This is a genomic window from Bacillus sp. 5B6 (assembly GCF_000259405.1).
Lineage (GTDB): Bacteria > Bacillota > Bacilli > Bacillales > Bacillaceae > Bacillus > Bacillus velezensis.
In genome coordinates this window covers 1,302,851-1,323,808 of sequence record NZ_AJST01000001.1, presented here as the reverse complement: position 1 = coordinate 1,323,808, position 20,958 = coordinate 1,302,851, and the positions used below count along the sequence as shown (strand labels likewise).

The window sequence follows — 20,958 nt, the reverse complement described above, 5'->3', positions numbered from 1 at the left end:
CTGTATCAGGTGCTTTTTACTTTCAGCTGATCCAAATAGTCAAGTGCGTCCTGCATGGTATCGACAGGGACGATCTTCATATCGGACTTGATTGCTTTCGCCGTTTTTACCGCATTTTTGTAATCAGAATTTTCAGCTCCGTTTTGATTCGGCGCAAAGAAAATATCTTTTCCCGCTTTGTCTGCGGCGACGACTTTCTGATCGATTCCGCCGATCGGTCCGACTTTGCCGTCCACGTCGATTGTCCCCGTTCCGGCTATATTATAGCCTTTTGTTTCGTCAGGTTTTGTCAGCTGATTGTAAATTTCTAAAGACATCATGAGACCCGCAGAAGGCCCGCCGATGTTTTCAATGCTGAAATGAAGATCCGGCTTCACTTTCACGTTCCGGTCCGTATATAATGCGACGCCGATTCCCGCTCTTTTCGGGTCGTCCGGGAATGATTTCAGCACAATGTCAACGGTCTTTTCTTTCGTGTCCCGTTCAATGTGAAACGTTACTTTTTCCCCCGCTTTTTTGCTGCTGATATAATCAATCAGCTTTTCAGCGGATTCGTATGTTTTCCCGTCCGCGCTGATGATTTTATCACCGACCTCTATTTTTCCTTTTGCCGGCATGTCAGAGACGACTGAACTGGCATAAATGCCGTTAAATGAGTATTTCACCTGTTTCCCGGCTTTTTGATAAGCGGCAATGACCGCGTTTTCTTGGGAGCTTTTCATCATTTGCAGCTGGCGCTTCATATAATCCGAGTCCGATTCGCCCTCTTCTTTTATGCTTTCATCAGAGACGATTTCATCGTAAGGATGCACTTTCGCCCAAAGATATGTATACGGATTGGCGGGGCCTACTTTGACAGTCATCAAGGAAAGGCTTCCTTTTTCAGGATAGCCTCCGTCCACCTTAATCAGCGGTCTCAGCTCTGATGCTTCTCCCGGCTGTGTGATGTAATACGGAAGCTTAATAAATGTAACAGCGATTAATAAGATCAGGATGATAAACACCCAGCGAAAATGTTTTGCTTTCATATGAGCTAGCCCTCCCAGTTCTCTATTTCTTGTTTAATCCGGCCGATCATCCGGTCTGCGGCTTCTTCGCCCGCTGTGATCATATGATCAATGTTGGCAAAAGAACTTGAGCTGAATGATTCAAGAGAAGGGCGGATCATGACGTCTGCGGCAATGGTCTGGTGACGGACCAATTCATTTTGCAGTATATCCATACTTTGCATGATTACATCAAAAATATGTGCCGCCTTTTCCGTTTTTTTCACCCGGGATACGTCAGAGGCGATGACGATATCAGCACCCATATCTTTTACGGCGGAAACCGGGATTCTGTCGACCACCGCGCCGTCGACTAACATACGTCCGTTCATTTTTTGCGGGACGAAAACGCCCGGTATGCTGATGCTCGCACGGACGGCTTCGGATACTGAACCTTTCGTAAAAACAAGCTTTTCGCCGGTCTGAAGGTCGCAGGCCACAATGCCGAGCGGGATCCGCAGTTCTTCTATCGGCTTGCCGTACGTATAGGCATGAACGAGCTGCCTGATGCGGTCTCCTTTTAAAAATCCGAGCCTCGGCATCGTATAATCCGCGTACAGCCGCCGCTTAAATGCTTTGGCGACTTTTTTCATCGTGGCCACGTCATGCCCGGCCGCATAAAAGCTTCCGACTAATGCTCCCATGCTGCTGCCGGCAATCATATCAATTGGAATCTGATGCTTATGTAAACTGGATAACACTCCGAGATGAGCGATGCCTCTTGCCCCTCCCGAACCTAACGCTAACCCGATTGTAGGTTTGGCCAACGCGACGAACCCCCTAATAGACATCCTATACATGAATTCTATGGTCTAAATTGAACCCCTATGCTCGTATATTAGTACAGGATGACAAATAGGTACTTGCCCGGCCGCCTTTAAGGTCTGTTCTATATTTTATCATGATATAAATGTCAGTGTGCAATTTTAGCATCGGGGAGGTAAGAATGAATTTGTCTAAGTTTCATACATTTTTGATTTCATTGTTTTTCATTTTTTTGACGGCGACGGTTATTTCACACCCTCAGGCCTCATTCGAAGCCTCCAAAACCGGTCTTTCCATGTGGTGGGAGGTAGTTTTTCCTTCATTGCTTCCGTTTTTTATTCTATCTGAGCTTTTAATCGGATTCGGCATTGTCAAGTTTGTCGGCCTTTTACTCGAACCCTTTATGCGTCCCATTTTCAGAGTGCCGGGGGTCGGCGGATTTGTACTGGCTATGGGCATGGCTTCAGGCAATCCGGCCGGCGCGAAGCTGACTGCACGGCTGCGCCAGGATAAACAAATCTCCAGAGTAGAGGCTGAACGCCTCGTCTCTTTTACCAATTCATCCAATCCGTTATTTATATTCGCTGCTGTGGCGGTCGGCTTTTTTCATAACGCGTCTCTCGGCATTCTGCTGGCATCGGCTCACTATCTCGGAAACATCGCCGTCGGCCTGACGATGCGTTCATACGGACGGAAAGAAGAAGCGGTGTATACCGGTAAAAAGACGATCGCTCTCCCTTCTCTGAAGGAAGCATTTCTGGCCCTCCACAAGGCGCGGCTTTCGGAAAAGCGGCCGCTCGGAAAAATTTTGGGCGACGCCGTCACCTCTTCTGTACAAACCTTGCTGATGGTGGGCGGTTTTATTATATTGTTTTCGGTTTTCAGCCGGTTATTATCAATCGTACAAGTCATGGATGTGCTTTCTGTATTTACAAACGCGCTGCTTTCGCTTTTTCATCTTCCGGCAAATCTGGACATCCCTCTTATCAGCGGGATGTTTGAAATTACACTTGGGAGCAAGCTGGTCAGTGAAGCTGATGCCGCCTTGCTGCCGAAAGCCATGATTGTGAGTTTTATTCTCGGGTTCAGCGGCCTTTCCGTACAGGCCCAGGTAGCCGGTATTTTATCGGAAACAGATATCCGCTTTAAACCGTTTTTCGCGGCGCGTATCCTTCAGGGCATTTATGCCGCACTCTTTATTCTCTTACTGTGGAAGCCGCTTTACCTTGCATTGGACGAACCTTACCAGTCCGTATTCCTCCCTTTCCGCGATCAGGAAGCGGGATCTGCTGCCGTCAGCGGATGGAATACGCTTGTTGAAACCGGGCCCGCTATCACGCTGACAGCTCTCGCCGTATACGCATTGATTTATTGTTACAGGCTGTCAGCACGGACAAAAAAAGGATGAGACGCCAATCAGCGCTTCTCATCCTTTAAATTTCTGCTTCAGCGCCTGTTCAACTTCCGAAGGAACAAACTCTGAAACAGGCCCGTTATATTTTGCGACTTCTTTTACGATGCTTGAACTTAAAAAAGAGTACTGATTGTTCGTCATCATAAAAAAAGTTTCTATTGATTCGTCGAGCACGCGGTTGACGGAAGTCCCCTGCATCTCATATTCGAAGTCAGAAACGGCTCTGAGCCCCCTGATAATCGCCTTCGCCCGCTTTTTTTTCGCATAGTCGATTAACAGTCCCTGTGACGTCTCGACCGTAACATTCGGTATGTCTTTTGTCACTTCTCTTAACAGCTCACATCGTTCCTCAACTGTAAACAGCGGCTGCTTAGAAGAATTATTGAGCACGCATACGTACACCTGCTCAAACACGTTTGCCCCCCGTCTGATAATGTCCAGATGTCCGTAGGTAACGGGATCAAAACTTCCGGGACATACAGCTATACTTGCCACATCATTACCCCCTATTTCGGTATATCGTCACTCCTGTAAGCCCGTAAATTTCCCTTCTTGTTACAGAAAGCGCGCCGACGGCTTCAGGAAGCGCAACGGCTTTATCATGCTCGGCTACGACAAAACCGTCTTCATTCAGCATGTTCTGCTCATCAATCATTTCGATAAGCGCTTTCAGCTTTTGTTCCTTATACGGAGGATCTAAGAAAATTCCGTCAAAACCTTCTTCCCGTTTCGCCGCGGCATAGAGGGCCCGCTCTGCATCATTGCGGTATACTTCCGCTGAAGACAGCAGATCAAGCGCTTTGATATTCGCTTTTACCGTTTGGATGGCTTTGAAATCACGATCCACAAAGATACAGCGGTCAAATCCGCGCGACAGCGCTTCAATCCCGAGACCGCCGCTCCCCGCAAACAAATCCAGCCCCGTTCCTCCGTCAAAATACGGGCCGATCATATTAAAAATAGACTCTTTTACTTTATCCGTCGTCGGCCTTGTTGATGTGCCCGGCACAGCCTTTAAGGCTCGTCCTTTTCTTGAACCGGAAATTACTCTCATTATTCACACCACTTTTTCTGAAAACTTTGATGTTTCTCATCGGCTGAGCCGTTATGTATCAAAACAATCCCTATCTTATCATAAAGCATTCTTTCAAACAATGAACGTGAAAAACGTGTATACATATTCACATTCCTGTCAAGACTACGTGTAACAGCATCAATGAATGATGTTGTTGCCAACCGCGGAGAAGACTTACGTTTCCCCATAAGTTCTTCCTCCGGTTTCTCCTCTCCCTTTTCCTTCTCCTTAACTTGTTAAGGAATAGAAGGACCCCGCAGGTATCTGCGGGGATTTTTTTATATGCCGATTTTATAATCGTACTCTTTCGCTTTATCAAGCTTTGATTCAAATTCCAGCTTTAAAAAAGGTTTATAAGAAGGCTCTACCTTCTTCACATAAGAATAAGAAGAAATCTTTTCCATTGTTTTTTCGATTAGATCCATATCGCAATACAGCACAACGTATTTCAGCCGCTTGGAAACATAATGAACGTTGCCGAATTTTCTCAGCATTTTGCTGTGTTTTAAGGAATGCAGATATACGATTATGCCTTGGCGCTTATTTTCCATCATGATCACCCGCCTGACTTTCTGTTCATTTTATGTAAAAGACGAGACGGCCGTCTCGTCAGGAAACTTTGCATCCGCAGCCGCCGCCGGAACCGCAGCCGCCGCCGCAGGATGACAGGCCGTCAAAATAAGGATTCCCCGTCGGAACTTTTACATGCTCCGAGACGGCCGTTCCGAGTTCAATGCTGATCTCGTCAAGCAGCGACTGAAGCTCAGTCTCCGCTTTTTTAAATTCGGCCACCTTATCGTTTAAATCCAGTTCCCGCTTCATTTCTCTCATTTTGCGGGAAATCTCTCTATAATCAGGATGGTATTTGCCAAAGCGCTGCACATCCTCATACTGCTCTTTAACGCTCATAAAAGAACGAATGATCCGCCCTGCCTCTTCATCTTCACGGAGACGCTTGTAACAATCGCGGTAATTTTCAGCCGTCTCAGACTGCAGAATCATGCCGGCAAGCTGCTCCGCTTCACTTTGAAGCTTGACGGACTCAATTGTTGCATACATAAATACGCACCTCCAGTTGCTAGTTTACCATGAAACCACCCAATTGGAAAATGCGGCGTTTAAACGCTTTTTAATCCTGTGAACGCATGGCGTGAACCATCTGCATCATCATCTGCGCCATTTGAATCCCGTTTGAGAATTGGCTTACCCGATGCGGTATCGTCTTTTCATAAAAATTCATCATGTCAAGCTGAAAGGAATTGAGATCGTCCGGTTTTCTCGCAAGTCTGCGGTACCAGACGGGACGCTGCCGTATAAACCGTTTCCGTTCCTCATCTGCGGATATGAATTCCTGAACCTCTTTTCGCATACACGATCCCCTTCTTTAATCCTTCCTGAACGAAAAAGGATGTTGTCCGGAGCCTTGCCGGGGCTGCTTCGTGCTGCTCCCCGAAAATTGGCTTAAAAGGCTTTGCAATGATGAAATGGATTGGCTCATTTTATTGATCTGCTCATTCATTTGGTTGATATCCATCTTTTTGACGGCAGTGACCATTTTTGAAACGAAATCGTTTTTTTCAGCTGGTTCCTGTTTGGTTTCCGCGTCGGAAGAAGGCTGAACGGCCTCGTCTTTAAAAGGGCTCCATATCGGATCATCCTCGCCCAGAAGCACCCAATTTTCATAGACTTCCTGCCAGCTTCTTTGTTCCTTGCGAACATTTTGGATCAGTTTGGGATGCTTTTTTACGAATTGTTTAAAATCATCGATTGATTGCCGTGATTGCTGATTCGCCACAATTCTCACCCCCTCCGAAAAGTTTTGCCTGCTATAATGTATCGGTTCATGCGCCTTAATGTTCGCCTAAATTGCGAAAAAAAGCAGGTATATATATAAATTGTTTTTTTCGGCAGGAGCGCCGCTCGCGAAAAAACATAAAAAAACCGCGGAGGACGCGCCCCTCTGCGGTTTTTTACTGCCAAGGCTTAATGAAGTTTTGCGTATAATACTTCCGGTCCACGCCGACACCGAGGTGCGTATAATCCGGGCTTAACAGCGCCTTTCTGTGGCCTTCGCTGTTCAGCCAGCCCTCCACGGCTGCAGGACCGTCCACATAGTTGTAGGCAATATTTTCACCGGCCTCCCGGTATTTCACATCGCCTTTTTCCAAGCGGTCCTTCAGTGTCCCGTATTTCTTTGAGACGTGAGAGAAATACTTGTTATCCTTCATGTCCTTGCTGTGGCCGAATGCCACTTTTGCGGCGCCTTCGTCCCATTTCAGCCTTGCAAGTCCGTGTTTCACGCGGATGACATTTGTAATGTCGAGAATCTGCTGCTCACTCGCTCGTTCAATGTCGTTCCATTTTTTATCAGAAACAGGTTCGGATTCTGTCAGCTTTCCTCTGTACATGACTTCATACGGCCTTTGTTTCACAAGTGTTTCCGCATCAAATGCCCTGATGCTTGACAGATTCCCGTCAAATTTGTCCATGTACAGCTGAACATACATTCCGCCTATCTTAACGGTGGGACGGGTATTGATATCTTCTTCAGAAAATTCGAACCGATACGTGTTTCCCTTGTCAGTCACATTGACAAAAGGAGAAACCTGCGTCGTTTTAAAAACTTCGCCCGTCGATTCGCCGATCTTAAACGGTTTTGCGTTGATGCCGCTTCCCGAAGCGTATAAAGTCACGGCCTTATCATTCAAAATACCGACTTGTACGTATTGGTCTTTCCCCTGGTTGTACACCCACCACTCGTAATCGTAGGCAGAAGGATCTTTCCGAGACGGTTCCCCAAGTTTCTTTTTCACATCGGCGGCAGATTTCCCCATGAGAGAAAGCAGTCCGGATGACGGCATTTTCAGCCGTTTTCCGCTCTCTTCTTCATTGGAAACCTGAGGCTCCTCCTGATCCGTCTTTTTCTGAGGAGCCGATCCATATTGTATAAACAGAACATACGCTCCGTAAATAAGCAAAAGGATAACGAGAGCCCTTGCGATATTTTTCAACCTCTCACCCCCATATGTTCAAACCGTTCTGTTTTTGTTTACTCTTATACAGTACAGCCTATTTGCATCGTCCGTGATTTATGTTTAATGGATAAACCCCTCCGGACCGCCGTCTTCAGAAATGTCAGACAGCGCCCGGCCTGCTTGCTCATTTGATTGCTCGGCCAACGAAAGATCGCCGAGCGTAACAATGCCGACCAGTTTTTTATCCTTTGTGACGGGAATTCTTCTGAGCTGATGTTCAGCCATCAAATGGAGCACCTCCTCCACAGAGGCGTCTTCTTCTGCACTGATAACCCGCTCTGTCATTGCGTCGGTTATTTTTTGAGAGTTCGGCTTTTTTGAAGCAATTCCCCGTAATACGAGATCTCTGTCTGTCACGATCCCGACAAGGGTGGCGCCGTCTTCATCCACTATCGGAATGGCGCCGACATCCGCGTCTTTCATCTTCACCGCAGCTTCATATACATTATCTAATACTGTACAATATTGCAAGTCTGACGTCATGAGCTTATTGATCTTTGTCATTGCGGAATTCCTCCTTTTTTCTGCTACTATTGTCGTCAAATTTTTCTTTTTGCATACTTTCACCGTATGAATCATTGAAAGTGTAACGCTTTCATACTATGATTGTCAGGAAAGGGCATTTTTAAAAGGAGGGGGAAGGTTTGAAGTTTGAAAACAGCGGTCTTGAAGGGGTAACAGCGGAGCTCAGCCGCTTGAATGATCTGATGGAAGGTAAAGGGCTCATTCTGGCTGGACAATGGGATTATGAAAGAGTGACTTACGACAAAAAGTTTTCAGTACCTGAGGGGACATTTTATCTGCGGATTCAAGGAACGGCAAAAGAGGGCGATGTCGGCGGCAGCCGGGCCGTGATTCAGCTGAAGGCCCCTCTTTTAGGAAAGCATTATTATCCGCACGGCGTAGAATACGGCAGCGCTGAAGAATTTCCGGAACATGTCGTCGCTGAAAGCAAAGCTTTACTGCTTGAATTGGAAGAGTCATTAAAAACAGTGCAAATGTAATAAAAAAGTACAGCATATTCTGCTGTACTTTTTTTCATGAGACGGTATGCTCGATATACGGCGGCTCTGACGGCGTATCTTTTTCCCGTTCCGTTCTGACCCACTGAAAAAAGATGACAGCCAAATATGTTCCGTAGACTGCCTCTTGAATGATTTTCATCAGTACTGCCCCAAGCTGCTGATCTTCCAGAGGAGGCAGCGTGTTGAACATCTCCGGTCCGGATAAAGGGATCTCCTCCAGCAAATCTAAAGGAACGCAAAGCTTCATTGCTTCGGCCCAAGCCGCCGGATCTGTATACGTGGCATACATGGGCGCCCCGCTGAACATAATGAGCGCGCAGGCGGGCGTTAACAGAATCCCGTCTGCCATAATATACCCCAGCTTCATTAAACCGCTGAGACGGGGCAGACCGTCCACCTTATGCACAAGCGGCCACCACATAAAAAACGCCGTTACAAAGATGAGTCCGTTCATCAGCGTGTGATACAGCGAATCCGTTTTGACGAAATCAAATATAAACGGGATGTGATACAGTGAAAAAATACCGTTAAACAGCACTAATGCGATAAGCGGCATTGAAAAGAACGAAAACAGCGGCTTTACGACAGGACGGAAGATCAGTTTTTTCCATGCCCAGCCGGGAATTCCGGAAATCAACAGCGGCGGTACGACTAAAAACAGAACCGCCATCTGCGTCATATGAGCACTGAACATCACATGGCCCAATAAATCAACCGGACTTCCCGCAGCCGTGTAAAAAAATAGCGCGGAAAGCACAAACAGCACCTTCTCCTTAGCGGCCACACGTCCTTTATGCCGGCTGCACCAGTAAAAGTAAACACCTGTTATCACGGCAGTTATACAAAACAGATACGGGCTCCACATTGCGCGAAACCCGAACATTTCCAAATTAATCAAATCTCTCACTCCCCGCCGTCCCGATTACCACCAAATAATCGTGACAAATGCAAGCACGGTGATAAACGCGACAAATATTCCCGAATACAGAAATAATGACGGCGCTTCATGCCCCTTCTGGCTCATATGCATAAAGTAAAACAGCTGAAAGATGACCTGGATGACCGCAAGCAGGATCAGAAACGGCATCGTAAACCATCCGGCAATGCCGTCAGCAGCCACCGTCAAAAACGCGACAAGCGTAAGGCCGATCATCAAACCGAAGGATATGACCTGATATTTCATCTCCTCGGCATTTTTCTTTTTCCGATATTCGAGATCCGTACTGACAGTCCCTCTGTTTTTGTTATCGTCCATCGTTATCCCACCATCCCCATCAAATATACAACGGTAAAGATAAAGACCCACACGACATCGATAAAATGCCAATATAAGCTGGCCACATAATATTTCGGCGCATTATAAAGGCTGAGCCCTCTTTTCGCATTCCGGATCATCAGCGCGCTGATCCACAACAGCCCGAACGCCACGTGTGCTCCGTGTGTGCCGACGAGCGTGTAAAACGCTGAGCCGAGCGCAGAGCTTGTAATGGTAAAGCCGAATTCGTGAGTGTAATGCATAAATTCATAGATTTCCACCCCTAAAAATCCTGCTCCCAATAAAACGGTAACCAAAAGCCACACCTGCATTTTTTTAAAGGAGAAATTCTTCATATGATACATCGCATACACACTCGTTAAGCTGCTCGTTAAAAGAAGCATCGTCGCGATAAATACGATCGGCAGCTCAAACATCTCAGCCGTTGACGGCCCTCCGGCTTTTGATTCCCGTAAAGCAAGGAATGTTGCAAATAGCGAGGCGAACAGAACCGTTTCCCCGCCGAGAAACAGCCAAAATCCCAAAAACTTATTTTTCCCTTCCAGCGTTGCTTTTTCAGGAGAAGCCGGAAAGGTTTCAGCCGTCATTTTTTCCTGCAGCTGCATTACGCCTTCACCCCTTTATCATCATTCGGCAGATCTTCTTTGTGAATATGATAGCCGTAATCATCGACCACAGAGCGAAGCAGCATGGTAAAGAATGTGATGCCGAGCCCTATGAAGATAACCGGAAGCCCCCATGAATAATCGGAGTGGTATAAAAACCCGAACGCTGCGACAAACAGCCCGAAAGATATGATAAACGGCATGATGGAGCCGTTCGGCATATGAATGTCCTCTACAGGCTCTGCAGGCGCCATCCCTTCATTTCCGGCCTGCTTTTCAATCCACAGCGGGTCAAGTCCCCGGACAAACGGAAGCTGTTTAAAATTATATTCCGGCGGCGGCGAAGAGACCGCCCATTCAAGCGTACGACCGTCCAGCCACGGGTCGTTCCCGACGTATTTCCCCTTTATTGAGGTATAAATAATATTGACGACGAGTAAAGCAGCCGCGCCCGCCATGAAAAACGCGCCGATTGAACTGATCAGGTTGCCGGTATCAAGCCCCTGGCCGGGCAGATATGTGTAAACGCGCCGCGGCATTCCCATCAAACCGAGGAAATGCTGAATGAAGAAGGTAAGATGAAACCCGATAAAAAATAAGACGAACGAAATTTTCCCCATCGTTTCATGAAGCACCTTCCCGAACATTTTCGGCCACCAGAAATGCACGCCCGCCAGGATGCCGAACACAACGCCGCCGATAATGACGTAGTGGAAATGCGCTACGACAAAATACGTATCATGGAACTGATAATCTGCCGCTGCGGCCGCCAGCATGACACCCGTGACTCCTCCGAGTACGAAAGAAGGAATAAAGGCGACGGCATACAGCATAGGCGTCGTGAATTTGACGTTTCCTCCCCAGATGGTCAAAAGCCAGTTGAAAATTTTAATGCCGGTAGGCACCGCGATCGCCATCGTCGCAACCGCAAATATCGCATTAGCGATCGGTCCGAGTCCCGTCGTAAACATGTGGTGAACCCAAACCATGAACCCGAGAAAGCCGATCAGCACGATCGCAAAGACCATAGACGAATAACCGAACAGACGTTTCCTCGCAAATACGGGAATGATTTCTGAAAAAATCCCAAAGGCGGGAAGAATTAAAATGTATACTTCCGGATGCCCGAAAATCCAAAACAGATGCTCCCAGATTATCGTATTGCCTCCCAATTCAGGATTAAAGAAATTGGTTCCGAACAAACGATCCAGCATCATCAGCGCCAAACCGACGGTGAGCGGAGGAAATGCGAATAAAATGAGTGCCGACGCCACAAATGTCGTCCACGTAAACAGCGGCAGTCTCATATACGTCAAACCCGGCGCCCTCATATTAATAATCGTGGCGAGAAAATTGATCCCCGCAATGAGCGTACCTAAGCCTGATATTTGCAGGCCGAGCACGAAAAAGTCTATGCCGTGCCCTTTCGAATTCAGCGCAAGCGACGCGTACGACGTCCAGCCTGCATCAGGAGCGCCTCCTAAAAACCAGCTCAGATTCAAAAAGATGCCTCCGAAGAAAAACAGCCAAAATCCGAGCGCATTCAAAAATGGGAATGATACGTCACGCGCCCCGATCTGCAACGGCACAACCGCGTTCATCAGCCCGAATAACAGCGGCATCGCCGCCAGGAAGATCATTGTCGTGCCGTGCATCGTCATAATTTCATTAAACTGCTGCGCACCCATAAAATCGTTCCCCGGCCTCAAGAGCTGAATCCTGATAAGCATGGCCTCAAGTCCGCCGACGACGAAGAAAAATCCCCCGGCGATCATATATAAAATCGCGATTTTCTTATGGTCAACCGTCGTCAAATAATCCCAAAGCAAAGAGCTTTTTCTCTGCTGTCCTGTAAGCGTATTCATCATTTACGACCTCCCCCCTGATATCTCCCTGTCCTCACTTGTTCTCCGCTTTCAGCCCTTTTAAATATTCATACAGCGCATCCGTTTCAGCGTCCGAGAGCTTCGGATAAGTGCCTGTCATTTTATTGCCCGGTTTAATGCTGTCCGGATTTTTCAGCCAGGCTTTTATATTCTCTTTATTCGCATCCTTAATGCCGGCCACTTTGACCCGTTCACCGAAGGTAGCGAGGTTCGGAGCCGTTCTTGCCGCTTCAGCCCGTTTATCATTGGGCTCAACCGCATGACAGCTCAGGCAGTTTTTTTCCTTAAACACCTCTTCTCCTTGCGCGGCTAAACCGGAATCTGTTGTATGCTTATAATTTTTCATCGCTTTCGTCCATTGTTTAAATTCTTTTGACGGCAGCGGTTTCACTTTGAAATCCATCAGCGCATGTGAAGGTCCGCACAGCTCTGCGCATTTCCCGAAGAAATATTCTCCCGCTTCTTTGCTGCGTTTAGAATCGAAGGTCAGAAAGAAAGTATTATCATTATCCGTATTCGTATCGATTTTTCCCCCGGCTGACGGAATCCAGAAAGAGTGTTTCACATCTGAGGACTTCAGCTTGAAATAAACGCGTTCATCTGTGGGAACGATCAGCTCCTGACTTGTCACAAACCCGTAATCAGGATACTCGAATTCCCACCAGTATAAATTCGCCCTTACATTAATCACGAGCGCATCCTCTGCTTTACGGTTTTTCTTATCCATCGGCGACGTATCCGCCAGCGCCAATGTATCGATGACAACCGGAATGACAAGAATAATCAGAAGCAGGATCGGAATAACGGTCCAAGTGATTTCTAAAAAACGGTTCCCCTCCACCTGTTTCGGTATCGTGTCTTCCCCTATACGCGACCGTCTGAATCTCACAATGACGTAAAAGAAAATAACTGCTACGACCGCAACGACGACAACCATGATAAGTGTGCTGAGCACCGTCAGATCATATTGTTTATCAGCCACTTCGCCGGCAGGCTTGAGTGTGGACAGAAACGGTTTTCCACAGCCGCTCAATAAAAGCGGCACTAAGGCTAATAATGATAAAAGACGCCAACGCTTTAACATTTCACCCAACCCCTTTTTTGAATCAGTACGAGATGCACAAGCAGTAAAACTGCTTCCAGCCGAAATACTTCATTTCCCCATTTCTTAAAATATGAGATTTTTTACTTAAAATTCCATCTATGTATAAAAGCAAAGCCGCCTGATTAAACAAAAGGTCAAGGCGGCGTTTACTAGTTGTCATTGTTTGTTTTGGCGATCAAACAAGCTCATTATTCAATTAAAACAGCGTGAAGACCACCATCGCTACAAAATAAATGGTCATGTAATTAAGCGAATAGACAAACATAAGAGTTGCCCACTTCATGATGTTTTTCATGCGGAATCCCATCAGTCCGAGAACAAGCCATCCGACATTCAGCAAAGTGCCGAGAATGACGATCGGAAGACCGAGACTGCCGAGGAAAAACGGAAGCGGCAGCAGGCATGCGACCCAGACGATAATCTGTCTTTTCGTCACTTCAAAGCCGTGCACTACCGGAAGCATCGGAATATTCGCTGCTCTGTAATCTTCCGTCTTCTTAATCGCAAGCGCTAAAAAGTGCGGAATCTGCCAGATGAATAAAATCATGAATAAAACCCACGCGACAACACCGATGTGTCCTTCAACCGCTGTCCAGCCGATTAACGGCGGCACGGCGCCTGATACACTTCCGACAACCGTATTAATCGTATAACGGCGTTTCGTCCACATTGTATAAAGAACAACGTACGTAAACACGCCGATAAAACCGATGACTGCTGCCATCACGGTGGTCATCAAAAGCATGATAAGTCCTAAAGCAATGAGTAAAATTCCTGACCACAGCGCTTGATTCGGCTGAATCTTTCCGGTTACCGTCGGTCTTACTTTCGTGCGTTCCATTAAATGATCAATATCACGGTCGTAATAGTTGTTAACCGCACAAGAACCGGCGATGATCAAAGAAGATCCTATTAATGTAAGAAGCACGGTGTTTAAATTGCCTAAAAAACTCAGACCGGATATATGTAACGCAAGCCACATGCCGGTAAAAGTCGTAATTAAATTCGAATTGACGATTCCTATTTTGATAAGCGAAAGGAAATCCTTCCATGCCGTCGTCTCTTCAATCTGTCCGTCTATAGCTGTATCGTTTAAAATTCTGGAATTAGCCATAACGTAAACCTCCCTTACAAACCTAAAGCAGGTTTTTTAAGACCTGCAACTCTATCATACAAGATAATGACCTGTAAAAAAACATCCTCTTAAATATTAAACGAGAAACAGGAATTTATTTGTGAACTTTTTATGAATTTTACCAAATCCGCCGGTTTCATAATAAAGCGGTTACTTTATTTCTATCAGACCCATCTGGAATAATCAACCCCATTATCTAAGAAGTCCTGATTCTATTATATTTTTGTGAACAAACAGAATTGAGAATTGCCACAAAACACATATTCGCTTACACTTGGTACGTATATCATTTTGTCCAGTTTGTTAAGAAGGTGAATGTAAAATGAATAAAGCTTTGAAAGCGCTCGGAGTGCTGACGACATTCGTCATGCTCGTCGTGCTGATTGGCGGCGCTCTTGTCACAAAGACAGGATCGGGTCTCGGATGCGGAAGGCAGTGGCCGCTTTGCCACGGCCGGTTTTTCCCGGAGCTTAACGCCGCTTCTATCATTGAATGGAGCCACAGACTCGCAAGCGGTGTCTCAATCGTTCTCGTGCTGAGTCTCGCTTTTTGGGCATGGAGAAAAGTCACGCCTGTTTTCCGTGAAACAACCTTTCTCGCCATTATGTCCATTATCTTTTTATTTTTACAGGCGCTTCTCGGCGCATTAGCGGTTGTTTTCGGATCAAATGCGCTCGTTATGGCGCTTCATTTCGGCATATCGCTGATTTCTTTCGCTTCTGTTTTGATTTTGACGCTGCTCATATTTGAAGCTGATAAATCAGACAAAAAGCTCGTCAAGCCGCTGAGAATCGGCAGGAAAATGCAGTTTCATATGATCGGCCTTTCGATTTACACGTATATCGTCGTTTATACGGGGGCTTATGTGCGCCATACGAAATCAAGCCTTGCCTGCCCTGACGTTCCGCTTTGCAGCAGGCTGAACCACGGGCTTCCGTCTCATTTTCAGGAATGGGTGCAGATGGGCCACAGAACGGCAGCGCTGCTTCTGTTCGTATGGATTCTTGTCGCTTTTGCGCATGCGGTGCGCTCCTACAAAGACCAAAAACAGATTCTTGGGGGCTGGATAGCGGCTCTTGCCTTTGTTGTATTACAGGCGCTCTCCGGAATCATGGTTGTTTATTCAGAAATGGCCACCGGCTTTGCACTTGCCCATTCGCTCTTTATTGCCGGCCTGTTCGGCGTCTTATGCTATTTCTTATTATTAATCGCCCGCTTCCGCTATGAATCAAAACAGCGGAACATCTGAGGCACATAAAAAACCTGATCGCACACGGGGGCGGATCAGGTTTTTTATATTCATTTTACGCTTTTTCAATTTCGATCAGTAAATCGCCTGTCTGAATCGGTTCACCGTTTTTCACATGAATCTGCTGTATCGTCCCGGAGAACGGCGCCTGTACCGTCGTCTCCATTTTCATCGCTTCATTAATCATCAGATGATCGCCTTTATTCACCTTTGCCCCGGTTTCCGTTAACAATTTAATGACGGTTCCCGGCATGGATGCCGCAATGTGGCTTGGGTTTGTCCGATCTGCTTTTAATTTTTCCTGTACGGACGATTTAATGCTTTCATCTTTAATGACCACCTCACGCGGCTGGCCGTTCAATTCGAAATAAACGACACGTGTTGCATCCGGCTGCGGTTCACCGATAGATACAAGCTTCACGATCAGCGTTTTTCCGCGCTCGATTTCCACTTCGATTTCTTCACCGAGTGTCATGCCATAGAAGAAAGTCGGTGTGTCTAATACGGAAATATCACCGAAGCGTTCAGCCGTTTTAACATATTCAGTAAACACCTTCGGATAAAGAGCATACGCGATTGCGTCCTGATCACTCAATTCCATCTGATGTGTTTCTTTCCATTCTTCTTTAATGCCTTCAAAAGATACCGGTTCAAGCAGCTCACCCGGTCTTACCGTGATCGGCGTCTGTCCTTTCAGAACGAGCTTTTGCAGTTTTTCCGGAAATCCGCCGTGCGGCTGGCCGATCTGCCCTTTAAAGAGCTCAACGACTGAATCCGGAAAATCAAGCGTTTCGCCTTTATCATAAACATCTTGTTCTGTTAAATTGTTTTGCACCATGTAAAGCGCCATATCTCCGACGACTTTGGAAGAAGGTGTTACTTTCACGACGTCGCCGAACATGCGGTTGACGACGCTGTACATGTCTTTCACTTCATTCCAGCGATCACCGAGGCCGACTCCTTTTGCCTGCTGCTGCAGATTGCTGTACTGGCCGCCCGGCATTTCATGATTATAAATCTCAGTATGCGGAGACTTCATCCCGCTTTCAAATTCACTGTAATACTGACGGACGGATTCCCAGTATTGCGACAGTCTTTCCACCTGCCGGACATCCATTTCAGGACGGCGGCTGTTTCCTTCAAGGGCATGATAAAATCCGCTTGCGCTCGGCTGTGAAGTCAGACCCGCCATTGAGCTGACGGCGACATCCACGATGTCCACACCCGCTTCAACAGCTTTGGCATAGAGAAAGACGCCATTGCCGCTCGTATCATGCGTGTGAAGATGAACGGGAATATCAATCGTTTCCTTCAGCGCTGAGATAAGTTCGTATGCGGCTTGAGGTTTCAAAAGACCGGCCATGTCTTTAATACCGAGAATGTGCGCACCAGACGCCTCAAGCTCTTTCGCCATAGAAAGATAATATTGCAAATCATATTTCGTCCGGGTCTTATCAAGAATATCTCCCGTGTAACAAATCGCGGCCTCCGCCACTTTTCCGGTTTCACGGACGGCATCGATGGCCAGCGTCATCCCTTTTACCCAGTTCAGGCTGTCAAAGATCCGGAATACGTCAATACCTGACTCCGCTGACTGCCGGACAAATTTTTGGATGACATTGTCCGGATAGTTTGTATAACCCACGGCATTTGATGAACGAAGCAGCATCTGGAACAATGTGTTCGGCACTTCTTTGCGAAGATCTTCAAGGCGTTTCCAAGGGTCTTCTTTTAAGAAACGGTACGCTACATCAAATGTCGCGCCTCCCCACATTTCAAGGCTGAACAGTTCAGGCCACAGGGCAGCCGTAGGATTCGCGATTTTTTTCAAATCATTGGATCTGATCCGGGTTGCAAGCAGGGACTGATGGGCATCCCTGAACGTTGTATCGGTCAGGAGCACGGATTTTTGCTCTTTCACCCAGTCTGCAAGCCCCTCAGCGCCCCTTTCATCAAGGATCTGTTTCGTACCGCTTGCCGGCTTTTCTTCGATACCTAACGTAACGGTCTGAGGCTTATCAAATGCAGGTTTTTCTTTTTTCCCGATTCCCGGAAAACCGTTCACCGTGACATTGCCGATATAGGAAAGCATTTTTGTTCCGCGGTCCTTCTGTTTTGGGAAAACAAACAGCTCAGGCGTTGTGTCGATAAACGATGTGTCGTATTGGCCCGTCAGGAATTTTTCATGCTTTGCCACGTTTTCAAGAAACGGAATATTGGTCTTAATGCCCCTGATCCTGAATTCCTGCAGGTTGCGGACCATTTTTGCTGATGCCTGTTCAAACGTCAGCGCCCATGTCGACAGCTTGACGAGCAGTGAATCATAGTAAGGCGTGATGACGGCGCCCTGGAAGCTGTTTCCCGTATCAAGGCGGACGCCGAAGCCGCCGCCTGAGCGGTAAGCCATAATTTTACCCGTGTCAGGCATAAAGTCATTCAGCGGATCTTCAGTGGTCACACGTGATTGTATCGCATACCCGTTTGTAAAAATGTCTTTCTGCTCAGGGATATTGACGGCACGGCTGTGCAGTCCGTGGCCCTGCGCGACGAGGATTTGCGTCTGAACGATATCAACCCCCGTTATCATTTCCGTAATCGTATGCTCCACTTGCACGCGCGGGTTCACTTCAATAAAGTAAAATTCACCGCCCGCTACGAGAAATTCCACGGTCCCCGCGTTGATATAGCCGACATTTTTCGCAAGCGCCACAGCCGCTTCACAGATTTCGTCCCTTAATTCAGGCTGCAAAGATACACTCGGCGCCACCTCAATGACCTTTTGATGGCGTCTCTGAACGGAACAGTCCCGCTCATACAGATGGACGACATTGCCTTCTTTATCTCCGATCACCTGAACTTCAATATGCTTAGGATTTTCGATCAGTTTTTCAACATACACTTCATCGTTTCCGAATGCGGCTTTCGCTTCTGATTTGGCCCGCTCAAACGATTCTTTCAATTCACTTTCGCTTCGGACGATTCTCATTCCGCGGCCTCCGCCTCCGAGCGATGCTTTAATAATAAACGGAAATCCGTGTACTTTTGCGAATTGTTCGACATCTTTTAATGTTTCAGCCGGTCCGTCACTCCCCGGAATAACGGGGATGCCGGCTTTTTCTGCCTGCTCCCTCGCCTTTACCTTATCTCCGAACATATCCAAATGCGCTGACGTCGGTCCGATAAATACGATGCCCTCTTCTTCACAGCGTCTCGCAAATTGGATATTTTCTGAGAGAAATCCGTAGCCCGGATGAATGGCATCTACGCCGTTTCTTTTTGCGATCTCAATAATCCCTTCAATATCAAGATACGCGTCAATCGGTTTTTTGCCTTCTCCCACTAGATAAGCTTCATCCGCTTTATAGCGATGATAGGAGCCCGAATCTTCTTTTGAATAAACGGCTACCGTTCTGATGTTCAATTCTGTGCACGCCCGGAAAATCCGGATCGCAATTTCTCCCCTGTTTGCTACTAACACTTTTTGGATGGATTGTTGTGACAAACTTTTCTCCCCCTTGGCCTAATAAATATGTAGTTTATAATAAAGGAATATCCGTCCTGTGTATACACTTGTTTTTTAGAGATACACAGATTTTTCCGTCTGCCGTCTTTTTACCCCCTTAGACGGAACGGGCTCCCTCTTTTTCTTCTTTTCTGAGTACTTGACATGCATGCTGACATTCACCAATATACCGGCGCTCGTTAATAACAAAAACATTGATGAGCCCCCGTAGCTGATAAACGGCAGCGGAACACCTGTGATCGGAATTAAACCGCTGACACCGCCGAGATTGATAAAGGTCTGAATCGCAATCATGCTGGATATCCCGATTGCCAAAAGGCTCCCGAACGGATCTTCACATTTTCTCGCAATATAAAAACCTTTTAACACGACAAAAGCCAGCAGCACAATGACAAACAGAACGCCGAAAATGCCGAGCTCCTCTGAAATAACCGCCATAATAAAGTCTGTATGCGATTCAGGCAGATAACCGTATTTTTGAATGCCTTCTCCAAGACCGAGACCGAAAAAACCGCCTGAGCCGATCGCATAATACGAATTTATAATCTGCAGGCCTGATGTGCTGGCGTATTTAAATGGATTTTCAAGGCTTTCAAACCGGCTCATACGCCCGGGTGTCAAAATATCGTCCCATTTCAGATAGATGATCGGGCTGACAAGGAGTAATACGATTCCCGCCATGAGAACCAGCCTGAGCAGGGTCCTTCCGCTGAATCCCGAACACATAATGACGCAAAACGCGATCAGACCGATAATCATCGCCGTTCCGAAGTCGGGCTGAATGGCGATAAGCGCACAAATAACTACGGTGACGATCACCGGCGGAGCAACCCCCGTCAAAAGCTGATCGATGTAGCTTTGTTTCTTTGCGTATACCGCGGCAAGGTACAGTATCAGGGTCAGCTTGACAAATTCCCCCGGCTGAATGGCCATTCCGCCGATTTTAAACCAGCTTTGCGCGTTTCCGGCAACATGTCCGAAAACAAACAGCGCGCAAAGCGCAGCCACTGACGCAAGCAGTATGAATTTCTGAATCTTTTGATGGGCGAACACTTTGTACGGAAAAACGGCCGCGATGATAAACAGCACAAACCCCGCGATGACGGCGAACAGCTGCCGTTTAAAGAAATAGTCGCTGCTCACGCCGTAACGCATAACGGCGGTAATCATGCTTGAGCTGTATACCATTACCAATCCGAAACAGCACAGCAGAATGATAGCGCATATCAATGAATAATCGTAAGATTTTAACATTCTTTTAAACATAACATCCTCTTTCCTGCTTAAAGCTTACGTTTAATACCTATAGCGTATTATATTTTACTATAATTCATAAACAATTTACGCAGTTTCTTTATACTTTTTCGGATGAAATGCAGATTAAGAGACCGTCTTACGAAAAGAAGATGCAAAAAAAACGGTTTACGGTTATAAAAAAACCCAAACCGTTGAATAGTTTGAGTTTGATCATTTATTTTCCTGTAAACGCGTCATGCAAAGCAGACAGTTCTCTTTCAAGTCTGTCCAGCAGCTCTTTGCCGTCGTTTTCGTCAACTAATCCCAGGCGGACAGCAAAATCGATTTCCCTCGACAGTCCGAACATCTGAGTATCCAAGACCTCTTCATACAGAGGACATTGAGGCATCGTTAAGTTATCCATTTGTACTCGGATCAGCTTCAAAATCTTCTCAGCATCTAACTTTAACAGCTCGAATGCTTTCTGCTGATGGTCAACTATAATCTCTGAAGCCAAAAGTATCCCTCCGTTCCCCAGGCGAGTACCTAATTCTTCTATTTATCATAAAGGGTATCAGGTGAA

At 46.7% G+C, this 20,958-nt stretch carries 23 protein-coding genes; 3 read left to right on the top strand and 20 right to left on the bottom strand.

What is annotated here, in order from left to right; translation table 11 throughout:
• Positions 1–5 precede the first annotated feature (5 nt).
• Together MY7_RS06440 and MY7_RS06435 are read right to left on the bottom strand one after the other, a co-directional pair.
• The gene (locus tag MY7_RS06440) at positions 6–1,028 is read right to left on the bottom strand and encodes a SepM family pheromone-processing serine protease (protein ID WP_007611255.1); all 1,023 of its coding nucleotides are present in this window, start codon (positions 1,026–1,028) and stop codon (positions 6–8) included.
• 5 nt (positions 1,029–1,033) lie between these two features.
• On the bottom strand, positions 1,034–1,813 hold the full coding sequence (locus MY7_RS06435) for a patatin family protein (protein WP_014304961.1): 780 nt from the start codon (positions 1,811–1,813) through the stop codon (positions 1,034–1,036).
• 179 nt (positions 1,814–1,992) lie between these two features.
• Between MY7_RS06435 and ylbJ the strand changes: the two genes are divergently transcribed.
• The gene (gene ylbJ, locus MY7_RS06430; RefSeq protein ID WP_007611253.1) at positions 1,993–3,219 is read left to right on the top strand and encodes a sporulation integral membrane protein YlbJ; all 1,227 of its coding nucleotides are present in this window, start codon (positions 1,993–1,995) and stop codon (positions 3,217–3,219) included.
• Between the two features lie 18 nt (positions 3,220–3,237).
• On the opposite strand, the gene coaD is transcribed toward ylbJ, so the two are convergent.
• From coaD to MY7_RS06385, 9 genes are all read right to left on the bottom strand, one after another.
• Positions 3,238–3,720, bottom strand: coding sequence for a pantetheine-phosphate adenylyltransferase (gene coaD, locus MY7_RS06425; protein ID WP_007611252.1), 483 nt, complete (start codon positions 3,718–3,720; stop codon positions 3,238–3,240).
• 4 nt (positions 3,721–3,724) lie between these two features.
• On the bottom strand, positions 3,725–4,279 hold the full coding sequence (rsmD, locus tag MY7_RS06420; RefSeq protein ID WP_007611251.1) for a 16S rRNA (guanine(966)-N(2))-methyltransferase RsmD: 555 nt from the start codon (positions 4,277–4,279) through the stop codon (positions 3,725–3,727).
• Positions 4,279–4,488, bottom strand: coding sequence for a hypothetical protein (locus MY7_RS06415; RefSeq protein ID WP_007409692.1), 210 nt, complete (start codon positions 4,486–4,488; stop codon positions 4,279–4,281). The genes rsmD and MY7_RS06415 overlap by 1 nt, the downstream gene beginning before the upstream one ends.
• Before the next feature lie 90 nt (positions 4,489–4,578).
• Entirely contained in the window at positions 4,579–4,851 is a 273-nt protein-coding gene (locus MY7_RS06410; RefSeq protein ID WP_014417705.1) for a YlbG family protein, read from the bottom strand.
• A gap of 58 nt (positions 4,852–4,909) precedes the next feature.
• The gene (locus MY7_RS06405) at positions 4,910–5,359 is read right to left on the bottom strand and encodes a YlbF family regulator (RefSeq protein WP_003154472.1); all 450 of its coding nucleotides are present in this window, start codon (positions 5,357–5,359) and stop codon (positions 4,910–4,912) included.
• A gap of 70 nt (positions 5,360–5,429) precedes the next feature.
• Entirely contained in the window at positions 5,430–5,669 is a 240-nt protein-coding gene (locus tag MY7_RS06400; protein ID WP_003154475.1) for a YlbE-like family protein, read from the bottom strand.
• A gap of 15 nt (positions 5,670–5,684) precedes the next feature.
• Complete coding sequence (locus MY7_RS06395) at positions 5,685–6,095, bottom strand: YlbD family protein (RefSeq protein ID WP_029325895.1); 411 nt, start codon at positions 6,093–6,095, stop codon at positions 5,685–5,687.
• A gap of 175 nt (positions 6,096–6,270) precedes the next feature.
• Positions 6,271–7,311: a CAP domain-containing protein gene (locus MY7_RS06390; protein ID WP_007611243.1), complete on the bottom strand. Its 1,041-nt coding sequence runs from the start codon at positions 7,309–7,311 to the stop codon at positions 6,271–6,273.
• Between the two features lie 84 nt (positions 7,312–7,395).
• Positions 7,396–7,839, bottom strand: coding sequence for a CBS domain-containing protein (locus tag MY7_RS06385; protein ID WP_014417702.1), 444 nt, complete (start codon positions 7,837–7,839; stop codon positions 7,396–7,398).
• 140 nt (positions 7,840–7,979) lie between these two features.
• Between MY7_RS06385 and MY7_RS06380 the strand changes: the two genes are divergently transcribed.
• A complete protein-coding gene (locus MY7_RS06380) occupies positions 7,980–8,339 on the top strand; it encodes a YugN family protein (protein WP_007409688.1) in 360 nt (119 codons plus the stop codon).
• A 34-nt stretch (positions 8,340–8,373) separates the two neighbouring features.
• Here MY7_RS06380 and ctaG read toward each other — a convergent pair whose 3' ends face one another.
• The 6 genes from ctaG to cyoE all read right to left on the bottom strand — a co-directional run bounded on the left by ctaG (position 8,374) and on the right by cyoE (position 14,346).
• Positions 8,374–9,258 (bottom strand): cytochrome c oxidase assembly factor CtaG, encoded by an 885-nt coding sequence (ctaG, locus tag MY7_RS06375; RefSeq protein WP_007611233.1) that lies wholly within the window; start codon positions 9,256–9,258, stop codon positions 8,374–8,376.
• Positions 9,259–9,282: 24 nt separating this feature from the next.
• Positions 9,283–9,615, bottom strand: a complete 333-nt coding sequence (ctaF, locus tag MY7_RS06370; RefSeq protein WP_007409686.1) for a cytochrome c oxidase subunit IVB — start codon at positions 9,613–9,615, stop codon at positions 9,283–9,285.
• A gap of 2 nt (positions 9,616–9,617) precedes the next feature.
• Positions 9,618–10,241, bottom strand: a complete 624-nt coding sequence (gene ctaE, locus MY7_RS06365) for a cytochrome c oxidase subunit III (protein WP_003154482.1) — start codon at positions 10,239–10,241, stop codon at positions 9,618–9,620.
• Positions 10,241–12,109: a cytochrome c oxidase subunit I gene (ctaD, locus tag MY7_RS06360; RefSeq protein WP_007611227.1), complete on the bottom strand. Its 1,869-nt coding sequence runs from the start codon at positions 12,107–12,109 to the stop codon at positions 10,241–10,243. Before ctaD ends, ctaE begins: the two co-directional genes overlap by 1 nt.
• Positions 12,110–12,140: 31 nt before the next feature.
• A complete protein-coding gene (gene coxB / locus MY7_RS06355) occupies positions 12,141–13,211 on the bottom strand; it encodes a cytochrome c oxidase subunit II (RefSeq protein WP_007611226.1) in 1,071 nt (356 codons plus the stop codon).
• A gap of 217 nt (positions 13,212–13,428) precedes the next feature.
• On the bottom strand, positions 13,429–14,346 hold the full coding sequence (cyoE, locus tag MY7_RS06350; RefSeq protein ID WP_003154486.1) for a heme o synthase: 918 nt from the start codon (positions 14,344–14,346) through the stop codon (positions 13,429–13,431).
• Between the two features lie 343 nt (positions 14,347–14,689).
• Here cyoE and ctaA point away from each other — a divergent pair, with 343 nt between their 5' ends.
• Positions 14,690–15,616, top strand: coding sequence for a heme A synthase CtaA (gene ctaA, locus MY7_RS06345; RefSeq protein WP_007611205.1), 927 nt, complete (start codon positions 14,690–14,692; stop codon positions 15,614–15,616).
• Between the two features lie 55 nt (positions 15,617–15,671).
• Here ctaA and pyc read toward each other — a convergent pair whose 3' ends face one another.
• The 3 genes from pyc to MY7_RS06330 all read right to left on the bottom strand — a co-directional run bounded on the left by pyc (position 15,672) and on the right by MY7_RS06330 (position 20,892).
• Positions 15,672–19,118 (bottom strand): pyruvate carboxylase, encoded by a 3,447-nt coding sequence (gene pyc / locus MY7_RS06340; RefSeq protein WP_007611203.1) that lies wholly within the window; start codon positions 19,116–19,118, stop codon positions 15,672–15,674.
• A gap of 75 nt (positions 19,119–19,193) precedes the next feature.
• Complete coding sequence (locus MY7_RS06335; RefSeq protein WP_007611202.1) at positions 19,194–20,405, bottom strand: FtsW/RodA/SpoVE family cell cycle protein; 1,212 nt, start codon at positions 20,403–20,405, stop codon at positions 19,194–19,196.
• A 205-nt stretch (positions 20,406–20,610) separates the two neighbouring features.
• A complete protein-coding gene (locus MY7_RS06330) occupies positions 20,611–20,892 on the bottom strand; it encodes a YlaN family protein (protein ID WP_003154494.1) in 282 nt (93 codons plus the stop codon).
• Positions 20,893–20,958 lie beyond the last annotated feature (66 nt).